Source organism: Halobellus sp. MBLA0158 (genome assembly GCF_041477585.1).
Classification (GTDB): Archaea; Halobacteriota; Halobacteria; order Halobacteriales; family Haloferacaceae; genus Haloquadratum; species Haloquadratum rubicundus.
In genome coordinates, this window is sequence record NZ_JBGNYA010000001.1 from 2,727,069 (window position 1) to 2,746,157 (window position 19,089).

The following is a 19,089-nucleotide window of genomic DNA, read 5'->3' on the forward strand; positions in this document are numbered from 1 at the left end:
GACCGCCTCCGCGACCGCGGGCGATCGGTGGCAATACGACTAAACGTGTCGGGAATCGTAGTACCCATTGGCTTTCTCCTGGAAAGCCAGCGTCCGGGCCTCTACCCCGGGCGTCCTCTAATTTCGTGAGCGACGCGGCTGGCTTTCTACGCCCCCTATGGGGTGGGTTCGAATAAGTATTGGGACGATAGGCAGTTTCGGATCCGAGCCTTAACCAACGTCCAGGCAGTACTGGGGTAGTTCGTTGGTTAAGTCGCCCCGATGACCCGCTGACGCTTCGAGCCGAGGCGAGGGCCTCCCGACGATGGCTTTTGAATCGATCACCATCCCCACGGCAGTCGCATCGCTCGCCGCAGCCGCGCTCGCTGTGCTCGTCGCGTACCTCCGCGGCCGGACGAAGAAGGCCCGTAACGCGATCATTGATCTCGAAACAGCGTTTCGGGAGTTCATCCGCGAGGAGCTCGACCTCGTCGGCGTCAGTCCGGCGCAGGCGGAGCTCTCTCGTGCTGAGTTGGAGTCGGCCCTGACCAGCGCGCTCGATGGCTATCACCCGACCGAAGACAGCCCCGTCGACGTCCGGGTGTGGGATGGTCGTCACTTCGCGCCGGCGCCCGAGGCGTTGGACTCACTCGCAACGATCGGGCGCGTTCTGGAGACGATGCCATATCGGCCAGCACGCTTCGACTGTGAGAACTTCGCCGGCTTCTACTGGTCTTTTGCCCCGCTCATATTTGGCGTGAACACGGTCGCGCTCGTGAATGATACGAGCGCAGGCCACGCCTACAATCTGATCGTCGACGCAGAGGGTGGTATCCACGTCTACGAGCCGCAGGATGCTGTCTTTCTGGAGCTCGGCGAGACCTACAACGACGTCACCTACAGCCTTGCGCACGGTGAAGTGACGTTCTGACGAAGACTCATTTTACCGAATCAGTTGGGAAGCTGTGATATGCTTTTATGCACCGATAGCGTGCAATTTCTGTGCTGTTCCCCTACAACGTGGATACGATCATCGTCGCAGTCCTCGCTGCAGGCGCCTATCTGGTGTATAAACTCTGGTTCGAGTAATCATCACACCATCAGTCCAGTGGTGTGTCACCCAGATACCCCGACTGCTTGGTGAAATGGCCCTCGGGGCAGCGCTTGATGGTGCGCCACTTTGCGCCCGTCTCCTCGATGACCTCACAACCACACAGCGGACAGTGTTCGCCATCGAAAAGCGGACCGTATTCGGGATCGTGAGCAGTCTTCGGCACGACGTGTGATACCAGCCAAGCGGGGATAATCACTGGGGACGGCGTGCTGTTCGCAGATGCGATGGCCCGACCGGCATCTATATATCACCGGTCGCTGACGTCGCAAGTGGATACGTTCGACCGGCGTATCCTCATTCAATTTGGCCGTCGCTCGTCGCAAGACGGGCTACGGTTTTGGGAACGAGTCCAGAGCCGCTGCGCTCGCGCGTCGTAGTGAGCTTCAGGTATCGGGGCAAAGTACATAACCATCGCCCAAAATGTTCCCGTAGGACACGCCGGCCGTGCCCTACAGGCGGTCACTCGTCGATGCTCCGGACGGTGGCCCCAGCCACGATCATCACGAGGACCAGCCCTTCACGAATACCTGCCAAGGCGAGGGCGGTCCCGCAGACCGTGATCACGGCCAGCAGGTGTGTCCTATGGAATTTCTATCACGACGCGTGAGCGTCGCACGTGTGTGGTAGAGACGCACACATAAGCCTTCTTTCGGTTCCACGGTTCTCACACGCGCAGTCAGTCGATCTCGTGTTCGTATCTCACCTCCTGATATTTCTGAAACGCCTCGTCGGGCGTCGGCCTCGCGGCCATATTGATGAGGCCGCGTTGGGTACTTAAACGACCGTTACACTGCCACGCGGAGGGTACCGGTGAAACAGGACTACTCCCATTGCGTCTGAGACTATTTCCGTAATCGGTTGCCGTCCAGCCGCAGATAGCCATTCTACTGCTCCGTTTCATCAATATGTCTCTGAAAAGATACAATATTGTTATACGTGGCAGGATATGACGTTGAGATATGACTGAGTACGCTGCATCGGTTCTCGAAAACGCCAAACATCGTGATGGCGACCCTGAAGAGGCCCTTGAGCGCCTTCACGAACTGGCCGCGGAAGCCGATCTCAACCCAGATGAGCTGCGGTCGCGATACGAATGCTCACCAGAAGCCTATCGACGAACCAAGCCGAAGACTTCGGATGATGACGACGATTCCGCGCTAACCGAAGATCTCGCTTGATCGTGTGTCTCGCGGATGGACGTCTTCGATTCTAATATCTGGTTACACGGATGCTTGTTCCCCGACTCCGAGCCTGCCACACTCGTCACTGAAGCAACGCGCGGCGAGCGAAAGGTAACTGTCTCCCCATACATCTACAACGAGGTTCTGTTCCGATTTCATCACCCGCGTGGGAGATACGACTCTGACTATGCAGACGAGGCTGCGAACCATTTTACCGACATCATCTACAACCAGCCAAATATCACGTGCCCATCACAAGAGCAAGTCGCGGACGTCGACCTGCAAGACGTCCGATCGCACCCAGCGCACCGGCTCCTCGCGCGGATTCTATCGATTGAAGTGAAAGACGCGCCGGTCATCGCGGATGCGTGGGGGCTCGGCCGACAAGTAGACCTCTACACGTGCGACGCGAAGTTTGCTGACTGTGCGCCATCCAAGCACGGAGCTAATTTGGTTTCAATTCACCACGTGATGCCGCCAGAATCAGAAGACACGATGCCGCCAGGCCCTGATTGGTAGATATTCGGGAACGGTTCAAGCAAGAGTTGGCTACAGCCACCGCGCTTGCAGCTCGCGCTCGACCTGCTCGCGTCCGTGCGTGTCGATGTAGTCGCCAGCCTTCGGCCGAGAGCAGTCGCGCAGCTCCATTACCGGCGCGAGGAGTTCTTCGTACGAGCGCGGCTCGATCGCGACGTCGTCATCGTCAACGTCCAGCGGATCGGCCTTCGGTGGGTCGACTGGGTTAGGCATCGCTACCCTCCCACTCTCGCTTCGAGATATCAATCCCTTTCTCGCCGAGATACTGCGTGCTCTCGCGGCCCCAGTCCTCCTCGCCGGAGCCCTTCGTCAGCAGCACGTAGACCTGCGAATCGCCAAAGGGGCGCATCGTCCGGCCGGCGCGCTGCCCGGTCTGTGAGCGGGACGAGCCCATCGTCGACGCCAGGATCGCGACCTCGGCGTCAGGCAGATCGATGCCCTCGTCGCCAACGCGGGAGATGATCAGCGCCTCCAACTCGCCCTCGCGGAACTGCTCGTAGATCTCTTCGCGCTCTGAGTGCCGCGTCTCGCCGTAGATGAACGGGAGGTCAAGCGCCTCAGCGAGATCCTTCCCTTGTCGAATCCAGTCGACGAACACGATCGCCTTCTCGTCGCGATGTTCTTCGAGAAGCTCGCGAATCACGTCCGTCTTCGCGGAGTTGCGTGCGGCCTCGATCAGTTGTTTGCTTCCGGAGGCCCGCTCATAGGTCTCCCGCTCCGATTCTGAGTCCCACGGCACAGTCACGATCTCGACATCGGGTTTCGACACCCAGCCATCAGCGAACAACGAGCCCCAGTCGGTGCCGACCGGCGGCCCGATCAGCGTGTAGATCTCCTTGGCGTCGCCGCTCTCGCGGACTGGAGTCGCCGACAGTCCGAGCCGGGCGACCGATTGAATCTCGCGGAAGCGCTTCCAGGTATCGGCGACCGCGTGGTGACACTCGTCGGCGATGACGAGCCCCCACTCGCGCTCGTTGAACAGTTTGCGGTGTCGGCTCATCGCCGCTGTATCGTACGTGGCGATTGCAACTGGCCGGATTCTCTTCTCACCACCGTGGTACTGGCCGATTTCGGAGTACGTCGACAGCGTAGTCTTGTCGTAGATCTCGTCTTCCCATTGCTGCGCGAGCTCCCGGTTCGGCACGAGGATCAGCGTCTCGCCGCCGATCGCCTCCATCGCACCGATCGCGGCGATGGTCTTCCCCGACCCAGATGGGCCGACGAACACCCCGGACTTCCGGGCGGTGAAGTGATCCACCCAGTCGCGCTGGTAGTCGCGAAGGTTGATATCCTCACGCAGGTGGACGTCAAGGTCGGCGCCGGCGTCGAGACGACGCTTGTCCACGGGCGGGTAGCCCTCGTCGTAGAGGTGCTCCTTGACGTCGCCTTCGCTGCCCTTCTTGAGGCGGAAGCGAAGCCCATCCCGGTCTGTGCGGGTGTAGTGATCGTTGTATTGCAGCCGGCGTTTGGCGTCCTGCCACGCCTCATCATCGGCGGCGTGCAACCACGTCAGGCCCCCCTCGCCAGTCTGCAACTCGAAGGTGTGGGCCCGGTCCCAATCGTCCTTGATCCGGCTCTCGAAGCCACCATCCCAACGCTCCTCCCCGACGACGTCGATCAAGTCCGCCCGGAGTTCGTCGAACGAGTCGTAGGGAGTGGTCCACACCTCACTCTCACCGATCTTGTAGAGATAGCCGTCGCCAGTGGAGTCGATCAGGCGAGCCGTCTTCGAGAGCGTCGCGCGTGTTTCGGGTGTGGGATCGTCGACGACGATCTCCCGCCGCCCGGGGAAAAACAGCACCCGTTCGCTGGTTTGCTCCGTAGCAGATTGTTGTGTGACTTCTGTCTGGTCCGGCGCAGACGGTTGGTCTGTCTCAGATTGCTCCGAGGCAGATTCACCAGACTGCGCCGCTTGCTCCGAGGCAGACCACAAGTCAGCGACGACGTCCTGATCCATCGTCGTCGGGAACCACACACGGGCGCTCGCACCGACCTTTCGCGTGGCGAGGACCCCGTCCTCGACGAGATTGTTGAGCTTCACGCGAGCAGTCTCACGGGTGCAACCGACCTGATCGGCGAGGTCGCCGGTCGTGACGAACGCCTGCGTCTGGAATAGATCCGCGAGTTCGGCGCGGAAGTCATCGAGCGGGAACTGGGTTTCGCCGATCGGCGATCCGTTGTCAGCCGTTCCCATCAGTCCCCTCCCGTGGGTCGTCAACGAGTTCGTAAAGCCCGTCGTGAATCTTCTCGACGTGCCCGTGTTTGACCAAATCGGTCAACTGCTCGCGCACGTACTGGAGGCTGTACCCCGTCTCCTCTGCGACGAACGGCGCCGTAACACGCCCCTCGCGAAGCATCTCCAGCGCCGCCTCCTGTGCTGGCGACAAATCATCTTCGTCTAAGGCCATACCGCCGGTTGCCGCGCTCACACCATAAGCCACGTGTGTATATGACTTATGCCTTATGCCACATACCATAGACCCCAAGGTATAAGGCCACTGCTCTCGTACTATGAAATGAGCACGGGAGTCCGGTCGCAGAATGGCCGGCGCGTGGTAGGAACACGCCCGACCGTGCTGGAGAAACCAGCAATGACGTCTAACAACCCAACGACGGAAAATCGTACCGAACCCGAGGTGGCCAGCCGTGGGCTGTGACCGCTGCGGACGGCCGACGCCGCGGGCGAAACTGTGCAAATCCTGCGCGCGGGATCAGCGCCGCGAGGAGGCTGCTTCGACGCAATCCCAGCCTGACGCCGGCGACGAGCGGCGCTACGAGTGTACCGAATGCGGCACCGAATACGAGATGTCGCCACTTGACCGGATCGAGTGCCCCGAGTGTGGCTGTGAGCGCCACCGAAGTCTCGGCGTGGCCGAGGGAGTGTGTGCGTGATGGCGCTCGAAGACCACGAAGACTCGACCTGGTGCCCGAAATGTCAGCGGTACCGCGTTGACTGCGTCCACCAGCGCGGGGAGGGCAACTGATGAGCTCCAGTACTGCGGCCGCCAGCGGCTCAGACGCGACCACGCCCGACGCACAGATGCTCCAGGACCTCGCCCAGCTCGACGAGCGCGACGTCCGCGCGCTGACCGAGCCGATGGATGTCTACGCGGACGATCCCGACTGCTGGGGTTCCGACGAGGTCGCGGTCTACCACGAGGGGCGCCAGCGGATGGTCAACATCGAGACGCGCTCGTGCGACTGCGAGGACGCCTACTACAATCACGCGATCTGCAAGCACGTCCGGCGGGCCGAGTTCGCGCTCGGCCGGCGGGAGATTCCGGACGGCATCCGGACCGAGGCACTGGACGACGGACTACGCACGCGGCTCCAGGAGGCCGATCGACTATGAGCTACGCCCACAAACTGCAGTACGCCGGCAACGACCCCTACAAACCCGAGAAACACCGCGCGAAGAGCGACGATGACGATCTGACCTACCGCGAATACGAGCAGTTGCGCGACGACGACGTCTACCGGAAGCTCGCGGAACTCCGGTGGCTCGCCAGTGAAGCCGAGTCCGAACTCCACGCGGTCGACCTCGTCGAGGAGTCGAACGCCGGCGATGCACTGTTCGCGGCGATCGCGACGACGGACGCCCCGCTGCAGCAGGCGGTCGACCGGTATGTCGCCCAGTGGCTCGCCGAGCATCGGGTCGACGACGTCGACGCCGACGATCGAGAGGTGAGCGCCGATGTCTGAGCCGATCGACTTCGAGGGTGCGATCGCCGACGCGCTGGGGGCCGCCAACGACGCCGACAGCCACGTCGAACTGGATCCTGAGACGTTCCACCCCAGCCAGATCGCCCGCTGTCAGCGCCGGGCGTACTGCTCGAAGCTCGGCCTCGACGATCAGTCAGGTCTCCCCGGGGTCTTTCAGACCGGGACGCTCATCCACGAGTTCCTCGAAGAGTATCTGGCCGATCGGCTTTCCCACGCCGAGTTCGAACGCGAAGTCACTCACCGCGAGCGCGGCATCATGTTCACTGGCCGTGCCGACTGCTATGATCCCGACGCCGGCGCAGTATATGACTTCAAAACGCGCAACGGCTGGTACAACTTCGACCCGCCGACGCAGCGCCATCTCGACCAGGTGTACGTCTATATGGCGGCCCTCGGTGTCGAACGTGGGCAGATCGTCTACCTCTCGAAGAACGATCTGGAGGTCCGCACCTACCCCGAAGATGGGTTCTTCGAGTTCGATGCCGAGCGATTCGGCACGCTCGTCGAGAAGGCCAACCGAATCCAACACGTGATCGAAACCGAAGGGCTGCCCACCGGGCCAGAGGATATCCCCTTCGAGCCGTGCGATTGCTTCTTCTGCGACAACGAATCGCTCATCGACGCGGAGGAGTTCCCAGGGGTCGACCAGGAGGTGCCAGCCGATGCAGATGACTGAGTCTGCGAACGCCGCCCGATCGATGATCGACGAGCTGGACCTCGCCAGCGAGGACGAGGATTACGACCTCTACCAGGCGCTCGTCGCCGACGAGGCGTTCGCCGCGGCGTGTCTCCGCTACCAGAACGCGGTCATCTACGCGGCCCACGAGCACGCGACTGAAGCTGACCGCGACGCACGCACAGCACTTATGCGCTCGATCCGTGAGCACGCACAACGGGTCCGCGGCGAGGTCAGCAACGGCCAGGAGGGTGCCGATGCCTGAGCACGCGATGCAGCTCACGTTCCGGCCGCGTGACGGCCCTCGTAAGCGCCTCACCTTCAAACGCGATCGCACGGTCGGCGACTGGGAGTACGGCTACTGGCTGATCGAAGAGGTCTACGAGACCGACGACGGCCAGGGCTACTGGCGCGAGACCGGTCGCGAACACGTCACCGAGCCCGAGCTCTGCTTGGAGCGCGAGGGGCGGATCGAGGCCGATCGGGAGGTGCCCGGCGATGCGTGAGCGCCTCCGGAAGGGTGCGTACTCCGTGGGGCTGGGTGGCGCCGTCGTCGCGACGCAAGACGTCCCAATCGGCATCGGTCTGGTTGCCATCGGGGCAGCCGCGATCGCACTTGACGAGCGACTAACGCGGTCGAGTCTCATTCCGTGGGGTGGTCGGTGATGCAGTCGTTCGCCGACTCCGACACGCACTTCCAGCTGGAGATCGCCGAGACCTCCGATGGCTGGGATGGCATTCGTTCTGGCGAGCCCACGGGCTATGTGATCTGTGACGAGTGCGGTGGGCGCGCGAAGACCGTCGAGGAGATTCCCCACGAGGCCGACTGTCCCCAGCGCGGCGTCGTCTCGAAGTGGTGGGTCGCCCAATTTATCGGCGACACAGTCGACGTCTGACCGACGACCGCGACGTTTCTGTTTTCTGATACAGCCGGAAGTGAGGCAGGGGTTTATGCCGCCGGTTCGCGTCACCCAGGCTGAATGATTACTGACCCCACCGTCTTCGCGGATGAGCCCGCTCGTGAGTTGATGCACCGCGAGCCCGAGGTCGAGTCGCTCTTCCGCGCGTGGGGGCCGACACTCCAGGGCCAAGCCGGCGACGAGGTCGTGATCTATGGCTCTTCGGGCGTGGGCAAGACGTCGCTCGCCCGCCGAGCAATCGAGCGGCTCGACGCCGAGGCCGATATCGCCTATACGTACGTCCAGTGTCTCGGAGCCGCACCGCGGACTGTCCTCACGAATGTCCTGCAGGCTCACCCCGACGGCTCGCTCCCCAGTAGTGAGCCCGCACTCGCGACGCTGACCGAAGCGCTGCGGGACGTCGTGGACAAACCGTATTTGGTCGTCCTCGACGAGGCCGAAGGACTCCCCGACTCCCGCGCCCTCGATCGCCTTGCGGACGTCACGGGCCTGTCGACGGCCGTCGTCGTCCACGATCCGCACCGGTGGCGCTCCCGCCTATCGAGTGAGGCCGTCTCCGAGCGCTACATCGATGCCACCGATGTCCCGGTCGAAAAGTTCGGTGTCGACGAACTGGCCGATATCCTCCAGGCACGAGCCCGGGCTGGTCTGCCGTCCGGGGTAGTCTCTCGATCACAGTTGGAGTGGATTGCCGACGAGGTCGCGGGGAACACGCGCCGCGGGATCCAGGCGCTGCGGGCAGCCGCCGAGCACGCCTCGAACCGCGGCGCGTGGGAGATCGAAAGCGGCGACATCGAGGCCTGCTTCGAGATCGCCGACCAGCGGATCCGCCGGTTAAATCTCAAGTCGTTGACTGTCCACCACCACATCCTGTATGCGCTGATCCACGCCGCCGGCGAGATCTCCGGTGTCGAGCTCCATGAACGGTACGATGCGATCGCCGAAGACGTGTATGCGGATTCGACACTGACGCCGATCGTCCGGCGGACGCGCCGGGACCGCCTCCGCAAGCTGGAGGACTACGGCCTGATCACGCGCGAGGGCAACGGCTCAACCGAGTACCGACCCGTGGATTCGTCGATCCAGCCGCCGGTGAACATCGGCGAGTTGGTCAATCCGGGCTGACGAGACTCCAGCGTCGGCTATGCGAACTCGGTTTTGAGCAGAGCCGTCGCGGCGTCGACATCGAATACTTCTGAGCCATAGAAAATCGACAGTGGGAGTTCGCGATCCTCGTCGGCGTACTCGTCACGCCACAGTTCGGCCAGTTGCTTGAAATCTGCCGCTCGCACTAAGCGGATGTCTTTTCCGACCTGCATCTCCAACTGCGTCGCGTTCGTGGCCGCCTGATCGGTGAAGTCCGGCGCGATGATCAGGAACCACTCGACGTCGTGCTGCTGATCCTTCGTGTCGATGTAGTTCTTGATCTTGCTCCGGGCGTCACTTCCCAAGCGGAACTGCTGTCGTCGGCGCTTGTTGTCCCACAGCAGCCACTTGCCGTCCTGCTCGATCTCGCCGTCGGCGACGACACCGCTGGCGCCCTGGCCGAGTTGGTTCGTTCCCTGAAGGTTGAAGATCTCGCGGAAGATCTCGCCCGTCGCATCCTCGAAGAGGATGTCCAACTTCTCCTCGGCGTTGTCGGCGTCGACGAGGTCTTGCAGTTGCGGTGGGACCTGGGTGACCGACCCGTCGGCGATATCTTCGAACGCTTCCAGGTAGAGGTCGACTTCCGGTTCACTGTCGTCAACGGACTTCTGGGACTGCTCGAAGTATTCGATGATCGCCGTGACCATCTCGTCAGTCCGTCGCTTGTGCGCATCGAGGCCGTACCGATCGACGATCTGCTTGAGCTCCTCCTTTTCGACGACTCCCTTTAGGAGTTCACTGGGGAACACGCCGGCGTCGACGATGTTCTCGCGTCGGTTCTGATTCTTGCCGTAGTTCTTCCCCGTGACGCCAAACATCTCGCGGGCCTGGATGAGGACCTCCTGCCGATCGAACACGTCCAGAGTATCGAGCATCTGCAGGTAGTTGTCGTCGGACATTTCATAGTAGAGCCAGTCCTGGATGACTGGGATGTAGTCCTCCGGAATGCCGACGAGTTCACTCTGACTGTCATCGTTGACCTCGTAGACGAGCGCCTGTTCCTGCAGTGACCACATCCCCTTCTCGATCGTGTCACGGGCGTGTTCGGGGCTATCGGATCGGGAGACCTTCGGGAAGCGACCGATCGAGGCGAGGCGCTTGAAGAAATCGAGCCACGTGTAGTACTCGTGTTTGCTGTCGGCCGCGCGGTTGTGTAGCTCGAAATAGCTGTAGATCATATGGAGCTCGGAGTCGTCGAGATCGTTGTTGTAGTCGACACCCGCCTTCGCGAGGTGAATTAAATCGTCCGTCTCCGGGAAGGCATCCTCGTCAAAGGATTCCACGATATCGCGCTGCCACGCCTGGACAGCATCCAAGAGTTGGGGTTTCGGCATACTGTAGTCGGGTTGCTGAATGAGTTGCCGTAAGACCCCAAAGCGGATCACGAGCGCCTGATACGGCGAATCGTTTATTGCGGATAGTCGAGGTGGTGTGAAATCGTTGAGTTCGGCTCGGAGGCGTTCTTCTTCGGCCAGCGCCGGAACGTAAGTCTCCAAATATGCCTCCCGATCGTCGAACCCGTCGTGTTTGAACTCCGCTGGATCAAACGCGTCAGTCTTGGTCTTCGTGTCGTCCTTGATGAAGCGCTTGCGCTCGTAACTGTTCCAGTCTTTGTCGATGAGGTCCCGGAGTTCCATATACTCGTATAGAGTTACATCACTGATACTTTAATTTGGGTGACGGCAACACGGCACAAACAACCCAATATATCAGATACGGTATATACCCGGAAGTTGCGGCCCTTTTTATGATAAATCCACCCGTCAGTCTGACCTGCGATGTCGCAAGCACAAACCCGCTCAATCGATGTGTACACCGGCGACACGGTGGATGTGACGCCCGTCGACAAACTCTCCGGTGGCGGCACGCGGATCGAACTCGACGTCGAGGGCGGGCCGCGCTGGCGGTTGGACGTGAACAGTACCGGCAACGACTACGACGTCGTCACGAGCTGGAACGAGCGTGGTGAACTAGCGGACGTCGAGGTCCCAGCGTGGATCGACGACGTCCTGGCGCAACTCCATCGGGTGTGAGAATGGTGGGGTTACTCGGACGGATCGAGCGTCGAGGCGTCGAGCTCCTCGTCGAGAAAGGCTCGGCCCTCGTTGGTGAGGCGATAAAGACCTCGGGAAACACGTTCAGCGAGACCGTACTCAACGAGTACGGACAGACGATCGCGCGCGTAGTTCGCGGCCGCCACGTCGAACTCAGCGAGGGCCTGCGGCGTCATATTGCCCTCGTCGCGCATCACTTCCAGGATGTGTTCATCCGTGGGCCGCATCCAGTCGGCGCGCTCCCGTGCCACGCCTCCCGTTCGGACTGTGGAACTCATAGATATATCGGTACATACCGCTTTAGCGGCGAATTACTTGAATCTGCGGGCACTTGTACAGATTCCTATGTGGAATTCACAGAAAACTATTTCACTACCCCGGAATAACAGGGAAGTGACCCAGCCCCACGCGGGAAATCCCGCCGTGTAGCAGCACGACGGGGGTGGGTCGACACACCGTTCCCCCTGATAGGGGATTTCGATCGACCCATGAGCGAATCAAACGAGCAGGGGTATAATGCTAACCCCACTGACGACGACGCAAGTACCGCCAGCGAACCACACCGGATCGAGTACTTCGACCTCACGGCGTTCCAGCGCGACATCCTCGCGGCGATCGCCGCCCACGAGGGCGTCCCGTACGGCCTCGCGATCAAACGCCGCATCGAAGCCTGGTACGTCGCGGAGATCAACCACGGCCGGCTGTACCCGAACCTCGATGAGCTGGTCGAACAGGGGCTCATTCGGAAGAGCGAGATAGACAAACGCACCAACGGGTACGAACTGACCGAGCGCGGCGCCGACGTGTTGACTGCGGGCGCCGACCTTCTCGATGAGGTCCGTCCGCAGCCACGCCACGCGACCGAACGCCCCACCAAGGACGAACCGGTCGCGCCGGCGCAGTTCGGAGGTGGCGTGTGATGGCTGACTCCGAATCGGCGATTGAGCCCGCCGACGCCGACACGATCGACGACGTGGACCTGCTGGCGGATCACACCGCCCAAGCGGTCGCCAACGACCCGCTATGGAGTGCGCTGAGTGAGGTCGTCGACGACCATCTGTACGCGGTCGGAAAGCCAAGTGGCGCGTTCGGCGAGGCGATCGACCGCGAGATCGAGACCGCCGTCGAGCATCTGAACGCCGCGATGCGGCTCCGCGCGGCGCAGGTGACCAAAGACTACGTCGACGACGAGGGGCGGCAGTACGTCCACCGTGACGCCGTCGAGGACGCCAACGAGCACCGCCTCGCCGGCGCCGAACCCGCGACCCAACCTGCCCCAGCGCCATTCGAGCTAGATGCTATCGACGGCGTCTCGCCAGCAACCGCCAACCACCTTCGAGACGCGGGCTACGAGACGGTCGACGATATCGCAAACGCGGATAAGTACGCGATCGCCGGCCAGACGACACTCTCTGCAGAGCAGGCCGCCCAGGTCATCGACGCCGCCGCCGAACAGACGACTGCCGAACGGGTGGTGACCGACTGATGTCGGCGGGGCCCGAAGAGATCATCACCGACGCGTCGGACACCGCCGAGCCGCGCGCGCCAACGCCACTCGAAGCCCACGAAACGGTGGGTGGCAAACTCCTGTGTATCGAGCCACCGCGTATGCGACGCGATCGCCCCGACGAGGAGCACGCGTGGATCCAGATCGATCCAACAGCCTTTGTCGACGGCCAGGAGGTGCGCTGATGTCGACGGCGACGCTTCCCCCGCGGACGCTGGATGTGGTTGACGCGCCCGACGGCCGGGACTGCCAACTGTGGTCCGTCGGCGAGGACGACGACGAAGCCACGCCGTCGCCGTGTGACAACGACGCCGACTACTTGTTCGTCTACGAAGCCTCAACGGATCCGAGTGAGGACGGGCGGCGGAACGCGCTGGCGTGTTCGGATTGCTTCACACCGCCGGGTGACCCGGTTGCCGAGGAGGTGCCGGTCTAATGCACGCCGCACTCCTGTACGCCTTCCCCGAGCCCGACACCGTCGACGAACCCGACGAACTGCCTTCGAACTTTGAAGGACTCCCGGCGGCAGACATCGACGCGACGCAGTACCTCGACGGTCGGCGCATCTTCGATGGCGCACTTGCTGACGAGATCGAAGTCGAGGCTGACGTCGCCGTCGTCGGTGAGGACTTCATCACCGAAGAACGCGATCAACAGCCACGCCGGATCAAGACCGACGTCTACCTGGATCCACACGCCGGCTGGGTCGGCTGCGACAGCAGCGATGGGGAGGAACTGCTCATCAACTACGCGCAGGCGACGCTTGGCCAGCGCCCCGAACCGGCTGTGTTGGATCTCGAAGGCTTCGCCGAGCGACACGCCGACGAGCTGGACACGCAAGGGATCGTCTACAGTCAGTCGGTCGACGAGGGCCACCACCGCGATGCTGCCGGCGCCCACTGGCACGAGGATGCCTCGACGGACCGGATCCCGACGGAGGGCACGGCGATGCTGTCTGTCTCGTATATGTGGGATGGAATCCACGTCGACGGCGCCCTCGCCGCCAGCGGGTATCTCGCGATTTACAAGGACTGGACGACGGCGACGTTCGCCCGGTGGGTCGCCGAGGAGATCACGCCGCACCTGGCGATCGAACGCGAGGAGGAGATCCAGAAAGAGCTGACGAGCGGCGATGCGTGTGCGGACTGCGGCCGCGAGAGCGACGACCTCGAACCGCTTGAGGCAGCGCCGATCGAGGGGCCGCTGTGTCCGGTCTGCCGGGACAAGCACGATGAGGCCGCCGACGAGTCGGGAGGTGAGGCGGCGTGAGCCAGCAGTTCCGCGTGGTCGACCACGTCGAGCGCGAGACCGCCGAGTACCTCGAAAAGACCGGGGCGACGCTCGCCCACGACGAGGACATCACCTACGTCCTGGAGGAGATCGACGATGGCGACCGCTGAAACCGCGGCACAGTCCGAACGCCCGGAGTCGGTCGGCGAGTGGTGCGATCACCACGGCCTGATCGGCGCGCTGCTACCGTTCGGATACCGGCGAACCGAGACCTTCGACCAGTTCCGGACGCTGGCGGCGGAGGTCAAGGTACTGCCGAAGTACCAAGCGACGTTCAAACTCTCGGACCTGCTGGACGATGATGACATTACGCGGCCGTTCGCCAGCTCCACGGTCGTCACAACGCAGCTCAAACACCTCGGGGCGTGGCCGTATCGCCAGACCTCAAGCGGGATGCGATGGATCAACCCGAACTACGTCCACGATCACCCGTGGGAGACGGCTCAGTGCTCGACCGACAAGCGAACGGACATTCTTCGAGAGGCAGCGAGCTACGGTGTGCTGACAGTCAGCGATGTCGCACCGCGCTTCGGGCTAACGACCGAGAGTTTACGGCGGTTCCTGACGCGCCAGGAATTCGACTGGTCGCGATACCGGTGTGAGGGCATCCGGCGGTTGGCACGAACGCTGGCGACCGTCCACGCGTGGCGCGACTGGAGTGAGCGCGAGCTCGCGGCGCCGTTCCGGCGGAAGACCCCGACTGTTCGTAGCTGGATCCACACCTACGCCCGGACTGCCGACTGGACGCCGCCCGCGGATCCGTCCTATCGGAGCGACTTCCAACAGGGAGAGTCTCGCCAATGAGCCTCGCAACGCAACTCCGAGACCTCGCCACGCTCGTCGATCGGATCGAGGATCATCTGGACGTCGACGTTCAGTCGGCCCAGCCCGCCGGCGGCGACCCCGATAGTGACCTGCTACGAGCCGACCTCACAGTCGTCGTGCCGACCGACGCGTTGGATACCGCTGCTGGATCGGAAACCGATCCCGCGCAGGTTCACGAGAGCATCGACGATGGTGCGCTCGAAGGCGAGGTGGAGACGCCGGATCCCCAGACAGCCTCCAACAGTAGTGAGCGACCCAGCGGAGGTACTGAGCGTCTCGAAGACCTCGAAGCCGGCGACGTGGTAGAGTTCGAGCTCTCCGGCACGTCGGGCGTCCATCAGGCCAACGTCGGCCCGGTGATCGTTGATCCGCCGTTCCCGCCGGCGAACGTTGCCGAGCAGACCAACGAAGAGCAGCTGCCCGGCCACCTGCAAGTCTCGCTCGAAAACACCGACACCGGCACGAAGTGGTGTTTCAATCGGGAGATCGACCCGGAGGACGGGCTCACCGGCCCGATTGAAGCGAAGGTGAAGGCGTGTATCGACATCCGCCACCCGCCGCGCTATCGCTGGCAGGACCGCGGGACTGTGGAGTCGCTGGAGGTGGTCGGCCGTGCCGAGTAAGCACAAGATCGTCTGCCGCGGCGGGACGTGCGACTACTGTGGTGGCTCCGAAGAAGTCGTCAAGTACCGCCGCCCGGACGGGTCGACGTATCGGGTCTGCGACCCGTGTGAACAGGCTGCTGCGGCAGCGCGAGGTGTTTCATCGTGACGGTCGAACGCATCCCGATCGGCGGCAAGACCGGCGACGGCGACCCCGTCCATCTGTCACCGTGGACTTTCGAGGTGCCGCAGATTCGAGAACTCGTCGAGCGCTGGCTGGCTGGCGAGGTGCTGAACGCCTGCGCCGGCAAGACTAAACTCGACCACGACGGCCCGGTGCTCCGGAACGACATCGATCGCGATCGAGATGTCGACACGCATCACGACGTCCGCGAGCTCGACGAACATTTCGATCACGGCCGGTTCGACACCGTCGTCTACGACCCGCCGTACACGAAAGAGATGGCAGAGCGCCACTACGACGGCAACCATGTCGGTCATCCCTGGGAGCCCCGCGGAGCGATCGCCAACGTCACCGCGCCCGGCGGTCACGTCCTTACGTTTGGGTACAACTCGGACGGGCTCGACGGCTGGGAGGGCTGGGAACGCGTCGCTACGTACTACTTCCGGACGCCGAACTGGTCAGGGAACGACATCGCGCTCTCCGTCGATCGAAAAGGTGGGAGCGCTCCCGTCGCTGGCGAGGTGCCGGAACTCACCGAGCAAGCGACTTTAGTCCAGCCCGACGGTGGACGGAACAGCCAACCTGAGAACACGGGAATTGAGCGATCCGCGGGAGGTGACGGACGGTGACCGACCACCCCACCGACGGTCTCGAACGCCGCCAGGAACTCTACGAAGAAGCCGAAGCGGCCTGGGGGCGCGAGGCGCAGCTGAACAAGGCCGCCGAAGAGTTCGGCGAGGCCGCGGCCGCACTGAACCGCGCGCTCAACGGCCAGGAGAGCCGCGAGAACCTGCTCGAAGAACTGGCGGACGCCCGCCTGATGTTAGAGCAGATGGAGTGGGCGCTGTTCGATGATGACGAAGTCGGTGCCGCTCTCGACGAGGCCGTCGCGAATCTCGAAGCGCGCCTGGAGGTGGACGGTGATGGGTGAGCACGACGTCGAACAGATTGTCGTCGAGTGTGTCGCCGACGACTGCAACTGCCGGCTCATCGTTCCCGAGAACATCCTACAGGTCCAGCAACTGCTCTCGTGTCCGGACTGCGGCTCTCGGATGGATCACGATCCCGACACGGAATGGGTCTTCGTCGCGGAGAATACCGAAGACGTCTACCACACCGACCCGGAGTGTCAGCGGCTCAACTGCGGTGGTCGTGTCGACGAGACGGCGAGCGTCGAGCCGGTGCCGCGGTCCGAGCTGGGCCCGAGCGCCCGGGAGTGTGAGACCTGTCGGGTATCGTGGGTCCCGACACTCGACGACGTACCGGACGAGCGCGACCGCGATCGAGATCGCGCCCAAACCGAAACCGCGCCGTGGCTGGTCGCCCTCGGTTCGGCGCTCGGGTTGGCGATCCTGCTGTGGGGCATCTACGGAGGTGTTCTGTGATGGCCGCCCGGCAGTCCCACGATGCCGCGAGTCCGTTCACGCCCGACGCCTGGACCCGACAGGATGGCGTCATCGTCACCGAGCCATCGGCCGACCGCCGCTCCCACATCGGCCACCGCTGGGACGAGCGCTGTCGCCCTGGCTGGGAGGGCTACAACATCCGCCAGGCGTGGCGCGAGGGCGAGACAGTCTCGTACGGCGATGACGAGGTCGTTGCGCGGTTGCACACCGGCGCGGCCGTTGTGTTGGTCGTCGAACTGGGATTCGTTCAGACCGTCATCACGGCCGCCGACGCCGGCTACGCGGATGTGGTCGCCGCGGCCGAGGCCGAGGCGGAGATCGAGACCGCAGCCACGACAGGCCCAGCCGCAGACGCACAGCCCGACGAGGAGATTCCATCTAGCGAAATGCGGTTTACGGAGGGTTCACGATGAGCAACACACAGCGACGATCGGCGGATGTTGAGAGCACAGGTCCTGATGATGAGGGCTTCGACGAGGACGATCTCGAACCGTTCCGGTACTTTGCAGAGACTCGCGATGAAGGCGATCCGATCGGCGACTTTTGCCGGAGTGTCGTCCGAGATCACTCGTCAGATAATCGGGAGGCCAACTGATGCAGGTCGTCGCGATCAATATGGTTCGGTTCGCTCCGGACCTTTCGACTGGCTTCGATGGCGCGTTGGGCTTCAGTGGGGTCTTCAGCAGCGATCGCCTGGTCCTCGAAGCCACGGGCGACCGTTTCGACGAGCTCCTGCGCCTCGGGATCGAGCGTCTGCCGGCAGTGGATGCAGAAATCCAACTCCTGCGGCGTCGGTTTCTGGCAGCGCGGGCAGATGACGGGTGCGACTTCCAGGCCGCTGTCGTCTGTCTCGACGTCCTCGCCGTGGAGCGCGGCGTAGGAGTGTTCCAGAGACTCGTCGCCGAACTCGGCTTCGTAGCGGGCGGTGTGTTCGGAGCCGGGGACACGACCCTGGCGCTGTTCGATCTTCCCGCGATCCATTCCAAGGCGCGTGAGCCAGCGCGTGTTCGACTTCCGGAAGTTCGTCGGCGTTGCGTCCTTGTTGACGTCGGCAGCTCTGGCCGCCCGCCGGAACGTCTTGTAGACCATCGTCGAGGAGATCGTCTCCGGGCGGTCGAGTTTCGACCACAGCGGCGCTTCCGGATCTCCGAAGCCCGGATGCCGATCGGGGGCGAGCCAACGGTTCAGATACGGCACAGCGACGACGAGATGAACGACGCGCTCGCCCTGTTTGCCGTCGACGTGGACGGCCATCGAGTGCTCGGAGTCGAAGACGTCGCCGATAGTGAGGTCCTGGAGCTCGCCGGAGCGCAGGCCCGCCTCGAACTGGAGGATGATCAGCGCCTCGTCGCGAGCGTTCGAGGTCTCTTCAAGCATCAGTCGCATCTCATCGTAGGTGATGAGATCGCGCTCGCTGGGACGCGGGTTGAAGTCGTTGGGCGTGTCGGTCGGGATCCACGCCAGCGATTCCGGCGGATCGTCGGTGATCTGGTCCGCGTAGCGGCCGATCGCTCGGAGATCGCGTCGGTAGTCCTTGTTGGTGTGGACGTTCTCGTACTCGCGGTTGATCCAGCGGACGATCTCCTCGGCCGCATCACGATCCTCCAGGGCCGCGACGAGCGTGTCGCCGCCGACGTTCTCGGCGATGATGGCGCCGTGCCGCAGGATGTCGCGGTGACGGTAGTCGCCAGCCTTAGACGGCACCAACGCGATGTTGTCGGAGATGTCAAGCAACAGCTCGCGGGCGGCTTCAGTGTCGCCCCGCTCGCCCTTTTGGAGCCGGTCGCGGATTCGGTCGACCGCCTCACGTGGATCACTGCGCGCCATACGCAAGCCGATGCGCTATGGATTGTTAACCGTTGGTTCGAATCCCACCCCTGGCTTCCCAACGCCGATGCCGCAGTTCTCCGCCTCCGTCCAGTCGTCCGACGCTCGCATCCGCGGC

At 63.0% G+C, this 19,089-nt stretch carries 29 protein-coding genes; 23 read left to right on the plus strand and 6 right to left on the minus strand.

Annotated features, from left to right (window positions below):
• Nucleotides 1-304 precede the first annotated feature (304 nt).
• Nucleotides 305-910, plus strand: coding sequence for a hypothetical protein (locus OS889_RS13765; RefSeq protein ID WP_372390671.1), 606 nt, complete (start codon nucleotides 305-307; stop codon nucleotides 908-910).
• A gap of 1,142 nt (nucleotides 911-2,052) precedes the next feature.
• Nucleotides 2,053-2,271, plus strand: a complete 219-nt coding sequence (locus OS889_RS13770) for a hypothetical protein (RefSeq protein ID WP_372390672.1) — start codon at nucleotides 2,053-2,055, stop codon at nucleotides 2,269-2,271.
• Nucleotides 2,272-2,823: 552 nt separating this feature from the next.
• Here OS889_RS13770 and OS889_RS13775 read toward each other — a convergent pair.
• From OS889_RS13775 to OS889_RS13785, 3 genes are read right to left on the minus strand one after another with little or no spacing between them, the layout of a single operon-like run.
• Nucleotides 2,824-3,024 carry a hypothetical protein gene (locus OS889_RS13775; RefSeq protein ID WP_372390674.1) on the minus strand — a complete coding sequence of 67 codons (201 nt, stop codon included), beginning with the start codon at nucleotides 3,022-3,024 and terminating at the stop codon, nucleotides 2,824-2,826.
• Nucleotides 3,017-5,005 carry a DEAD/DEAH box helicase family protein gene (locus OS889_RS13780; protein ID WP_372390676.1) on the minus strand — a complete coding sequence of 663 codons (1,989 nt, stop codon included), beginning with the start codon at nucleotides 5,003-5,005 and terminating at the stop codon, nucleotides 3,017-3,019. The genes OS889_RS13775 and OS889_RS13780 overlap by 8 nt, the downstream gene beginning before the upstream one ends.
• Nucleotides 4,992-5,240, minus strand: a complete 249-nt coding sequence (locus OS889_RS13785) for a MarR family transcriptional regulator (protein ID WP_372390678.1) — start codon at nucleotides 5,238-5,240, stop codon at nucleotides 4,992-4,994. The genes OS889_RS13780 and OS889_RS13785 overlap by 14 nt, the downstream gene beginning before the upstream one ends.
• A 554-nt stretch (nucleotides 5,241-5,794) precedes the next feature.
• On the opposite strand from OS889_RS13785, the gene OS889_RS13790 reads away from it, so the two are divergent.
• From OS889_RS13790 to OS889_RS13820, 7 genes are all read left to right on the plus strand, one after another.
• Nucleotides 5,795-6,163: an SWIM zinc finger family protein gene (locus OS889_RS13790; RefSeq protein WP_372390680.1), complete on the plus strand. Its 369-nt coding sequence runs from the start codon at nucleotides 5,795-5,797 to the stop codon at nucleotides 6,161-6,163.
• Nucleotides 6,160-6,513 carry a hypothetical protein gene (locus tag OS889_RS13795; protein WP_372390682.1) on the plus strand — a complete coding sequence of 118 codons (354 nt, stop codon included), beginning with the start codon at nucleotides 6,160-6,162 and terminating at the stop codon, nucleotides 6,511-6,513. Before OS889_RS13790 ends, OS889_RS13795 begins: the two co-directional genes overlap by 4 nt.
• Nucleotides 6,506-7,210, plus strand: a complete 705-nt coding sequence (locus OS889_RS13800; protein WP_372390684.1) for a PD-(D/E)XK nuclease family protein — start codon at nucleotides 6,506-6,508, stop codon at nucleotides 7,208-7,210. The genes OS889_RS13795 and OS889_RS13800 overlap by 8 nt, the downstream gene beginning before the upstream one ends.
• Nucleotides 7,197-7,475 carry a hypothetical protein gene (locus tag OS889_RS13805; RefSeq protein ID WP_372390686.1) on the plus strand — a complete coding sequence of 93 codons (279 nt, stop codon included), beginning with the start codon at nucleotides 7,197-7,199 and terminating at the stop codon, nucleotides 7,473-7,475. The genes OS889_RS13800 and OS889_RS13805 overlap by 14 nt, the downstream gene beginning before the upstream one ends.
• Complete coding sequence (locus tag OS889_RS13810) at nucleotides 7,468-7,716, plus strand: hypothetical protein (protein ID WP_372390688.1); 249 nt, start codon at nucleotides 7,468-7,470, stop codon at nucleotides 7,714-7,716. The genes OS889_RS13805 and OS889_RS13810 overlap by 8 nt, the downstream gene beginning before the upstream one ends.
• A 159-nt stretch (nucleotides 7,717-7,875) precedes the next feature.
• Nucleotides 7,876-8,106 (plus strand): hypothetical protein, encoded by a 231-nt coding sequence (locus OS889_RS13815; protein ID WP_372390690.1) that lies wholly within the window; start codon nucleotides 7,876-7,878, stop codon nucleotides 8,104-8,106.
• An 84-nt stretch (nucleotides 8,107-8,190) separates the two neighbouring features.
• Complete coding sequence (locus tag OS889_RS13820; protein ID WP_372390692.1) at nucleotides 8,191-9,255, plus strand: Cdc6/Cdc18 family protein; 1,065 nt, start codon at nucleotides 8,191-8,193, stop codon at nucleotides 9,253-9,255.
• Nucleotides 9,256-9,272: 17 nt separating this feature from the next.
• Here the strand turns inward: OS889_RS13820 and OS889_RS13825 are convergent, their stop codons facing one another.
• Nucleotides 9,273-10,913, minus strand: a complete 1,641-nt coding sequence (locus OS889_RS13825) for a restriction endonuclease FokI C-terminal domain-containing protein (RefSeq protein ID WP_372390695.1) — start codon at nucleotides 10,911-10,913, stop codon at nucleotides 9,273-9,275.
• Between the two features lie 141 nt (nucleotides 10,914-11,054).
• Between OS889_RS13825 and OS889_RS13830 the strand changes: the two genes are divergently transcribed.
• Complete coding sequence (locus tag OS889_RS13830) at nucleotides 11,055-11,309, plus strand: hypothetical protein (protein ID WP_372390697.1); 255 nt, start codon at nucleotides 11,055-11,057, stop codon at nucleotides 11,307-11,309.
• 11 nt (nucleotides 11,310-11,320) lie between these two features.
• Here OS889_RS13830 and OS889_RS13835 read toward each other — a convergent pair whose 3' ends face one another.
• Nucleotides 11,321-11,608, minus strand: a complete 288-nt coding sequence (locus OS889_RS13835) for a winged helix-turn-helix domain-containing protein (RefSeq protein ID WP_504923077.1) — start codon at nucleotides 11,606-11,608, stop codon at nucleotides 11,321-11,323.
• A 210-nt stretch (nucleotides 11,609-11,818) separates the two neighbouring features.
• Here OS889_RS13835 and OS889_RS13840 point away from each other — a divergent pair, with 210 nt between their 5' ends.
• From OS889_RS13840 to OS889_RS13900, 13 genes are all read left to right on the plus strand, one after another.
• Nucleotides 11,819-12,250, plus strand: coding sequence for a PadR family transcriptional regulator (locus tag OS889_RS13840; RefSeq protein ID WP_372390699.1), 432 nt, complete (start codon nucleotides 11,819-11,821; stop codon nucleotides 12,248-12,250).
• Nucleotides 12,250-12,816, plus strand: coding sequence for a helix-hairpin-helix domain-containing protein (locus OS889_RS13845; RefSeq protein ID WP_372390701.1), 567 nt, complete (start codon nucleotides 12,250-12,252; stop codon nucleotides 12,814-12,816). The genes OS889_RS13840 and OS889_RS13845 overlap by 1 nt, the downstream gene beginning before the upstream one ends.
• Nucleotides 12,816-13,022 (plus strand): hypothetical protein, encoded by a 207-nt coding sequence (locus OS889_RS13850; RefSeq protein WP_372390703.1) that lies wholly within the window; start codon nucleotides 12,816-12,818, stop codon nucleotides 13,020-13,022. The genes OS889_RS13845 and OS889_RS13850 overlap by 1 nt, the downstream gene beginning before the upstream one ends.
• Nucleotides 13,022-13,273 carry a hypothetical protein gene (locus OS889_RS13855; RefSeq protein ID WP_372390705.1) on the plus strand — a complete coding sequence of 84 codons (252 nt, stop codon included), beginning with the start codon at nucleotides 13,022-13,024 and terminating at the stop codon, nucleotides 13,271-13,273. The genes OS889_RS13850 and OS889_RS13855 overlap by 1 nt, the downstream gene beginning before the upstream one ends.
• Nucleotides 13,273-14,106 carry a hypothetical protein gene (locus OS889_RS13860; RefSeq protein WP_372390707.1) on the plus strand — a complete coding sequence of 278 codons (834 nt, stop codon included), beginning with the start codon at nucleotides 13,273-13,275 and terminating at the stop codon, nucleotides 14,104-14,106. The genes OS889_RS13855 and OS889_RS13860 overlap by 1 nt, the downstream gene beginning before the upstream one ends.
• Complete coding sequence (locus tag OS889_RS13865) at nucleotides 14,103-14,237, plus strand: hypothetical protein (protein WP_372390709.1); 135 nt, start codon at nucleotides 14,103-14,105, stop codon at nucleotides 14,235-14,237. Before OS889_RS13860 ends, OS889_RS13865 begins: the two co-directional genes overlap by 4 nt.
• Entirely contained in the window at nucleotides 14,224-14,931 is a 708-nt protein-coding gene (locus OS889_RS13870; RefSeq protein WP_372390711.1) for a hypothetical protein, read from the plus strand. Before OS889_RS13865 ends, OS889_RS13870 begins: the two co-directional genes overlap by 14 nt.
• Nucleotides 14,928-15,575: a hypothetical protein gene (locus OS889_RS13875; RefSeq protein ID WP_372390713.1), complete on the plus strand. Its 648-nt coding sequence runs from the start codon at nucleotides 14,928-14,930 to the stop codon at nucleotides 15,573-15,575. The genes OS889_RS13870 and OS889_RS13875 overlap by 4 nt, the downstream gene beginning before the upstream one ends.
• Nucleotides 15,576-15,719: 144 nt before the next feature.
• Nucleotides 15,720-16,367 carry a hypothetical protein gene (locus OS889_RS13880; RefSeq protein WP_372390715.1) on the plus strand — a complete coding sequence of 216 codons (648 nt, stop codon included), beginning with the start codon at nucleotides 15,720-15,722 and terminating at the stop codon, nucleotides 16,365-16,367.
• Nucleotides 16,364-16,669 (plus strand): nucleoside triphosphate pyrophosphohydrolase family protein, encoded by a 306-nt coding sequence (locus OS889_RS13885; protein ID WP_372390717.1) that lies wholly within the window; start codon nucleotides 16,364-16,366, stop codon nucleotides 16,667-16,669. The genes OS889_RS13880 and OS889_RS13885 overlap by 4 nt, the downstream gene beginning before the upstream one ends.
• Complete coding sequence (locus tag OS889_RS13890; protein WP_372390719.1) at nucleotides 16,662-17,123, plus strand: hypothetical protein; 462 nt, start codon at nucleotides 16,662-16,664, stop codon at nucleotides 17,121-17,123. Before OS889_RS13885 ends, OS889_RS13890 begins: the two co-directional genes overlap by 8 nt.
• Nucleotides 17,123-17,557, plus strand: coding sequence for a hypothetical protein (locus tag OS889_RS13895; RefSeq protein ID WP_372390722.1), 435 nt, complete (start codon nucleotides 17,123-17,125; stop codon nucleotides 17,555-17,557). The genes OS889_RS13890 and OS889_RS13895 overlap by 1 nt, the downstream gene beginning before the upstream one ends.
• Nucleotides 17,554-17,739 carry a hypothetical protein gene (locus OS889_RS13900; RefSeq protein ID WP_372390724.1) on the plus strand — a complete coding sequence of 62 codons (186 nt, stop codon included), beginning with the start codon at nucleotides 17,554-17,556 and terminating at the stop codon, nucleotides 17,737-17,739. Before OS889_RS13895 ends, OS889_RS13900 begins: the two co-directional genes overlap by 4 nt.
• Here OS889_RS13900 and OS889_RS13905 read toward each other — a convergent pair.
• Entirely contained in the window at nucleotides 17,709-18,971 is a 1,263-nt protein-coding gene (locus OS889_RS13905; RefSeq protein WP_372390726.1) for a tyrosine-type recombinase/integrase, read from the minus strand. The genes OS889_RS13900 and OS889_RS13905 overlap by 31 nt on opposite strands.
• Between the last annotated feature and the right edge of the window lie 118 nt (nucleotides 18,972-19,089).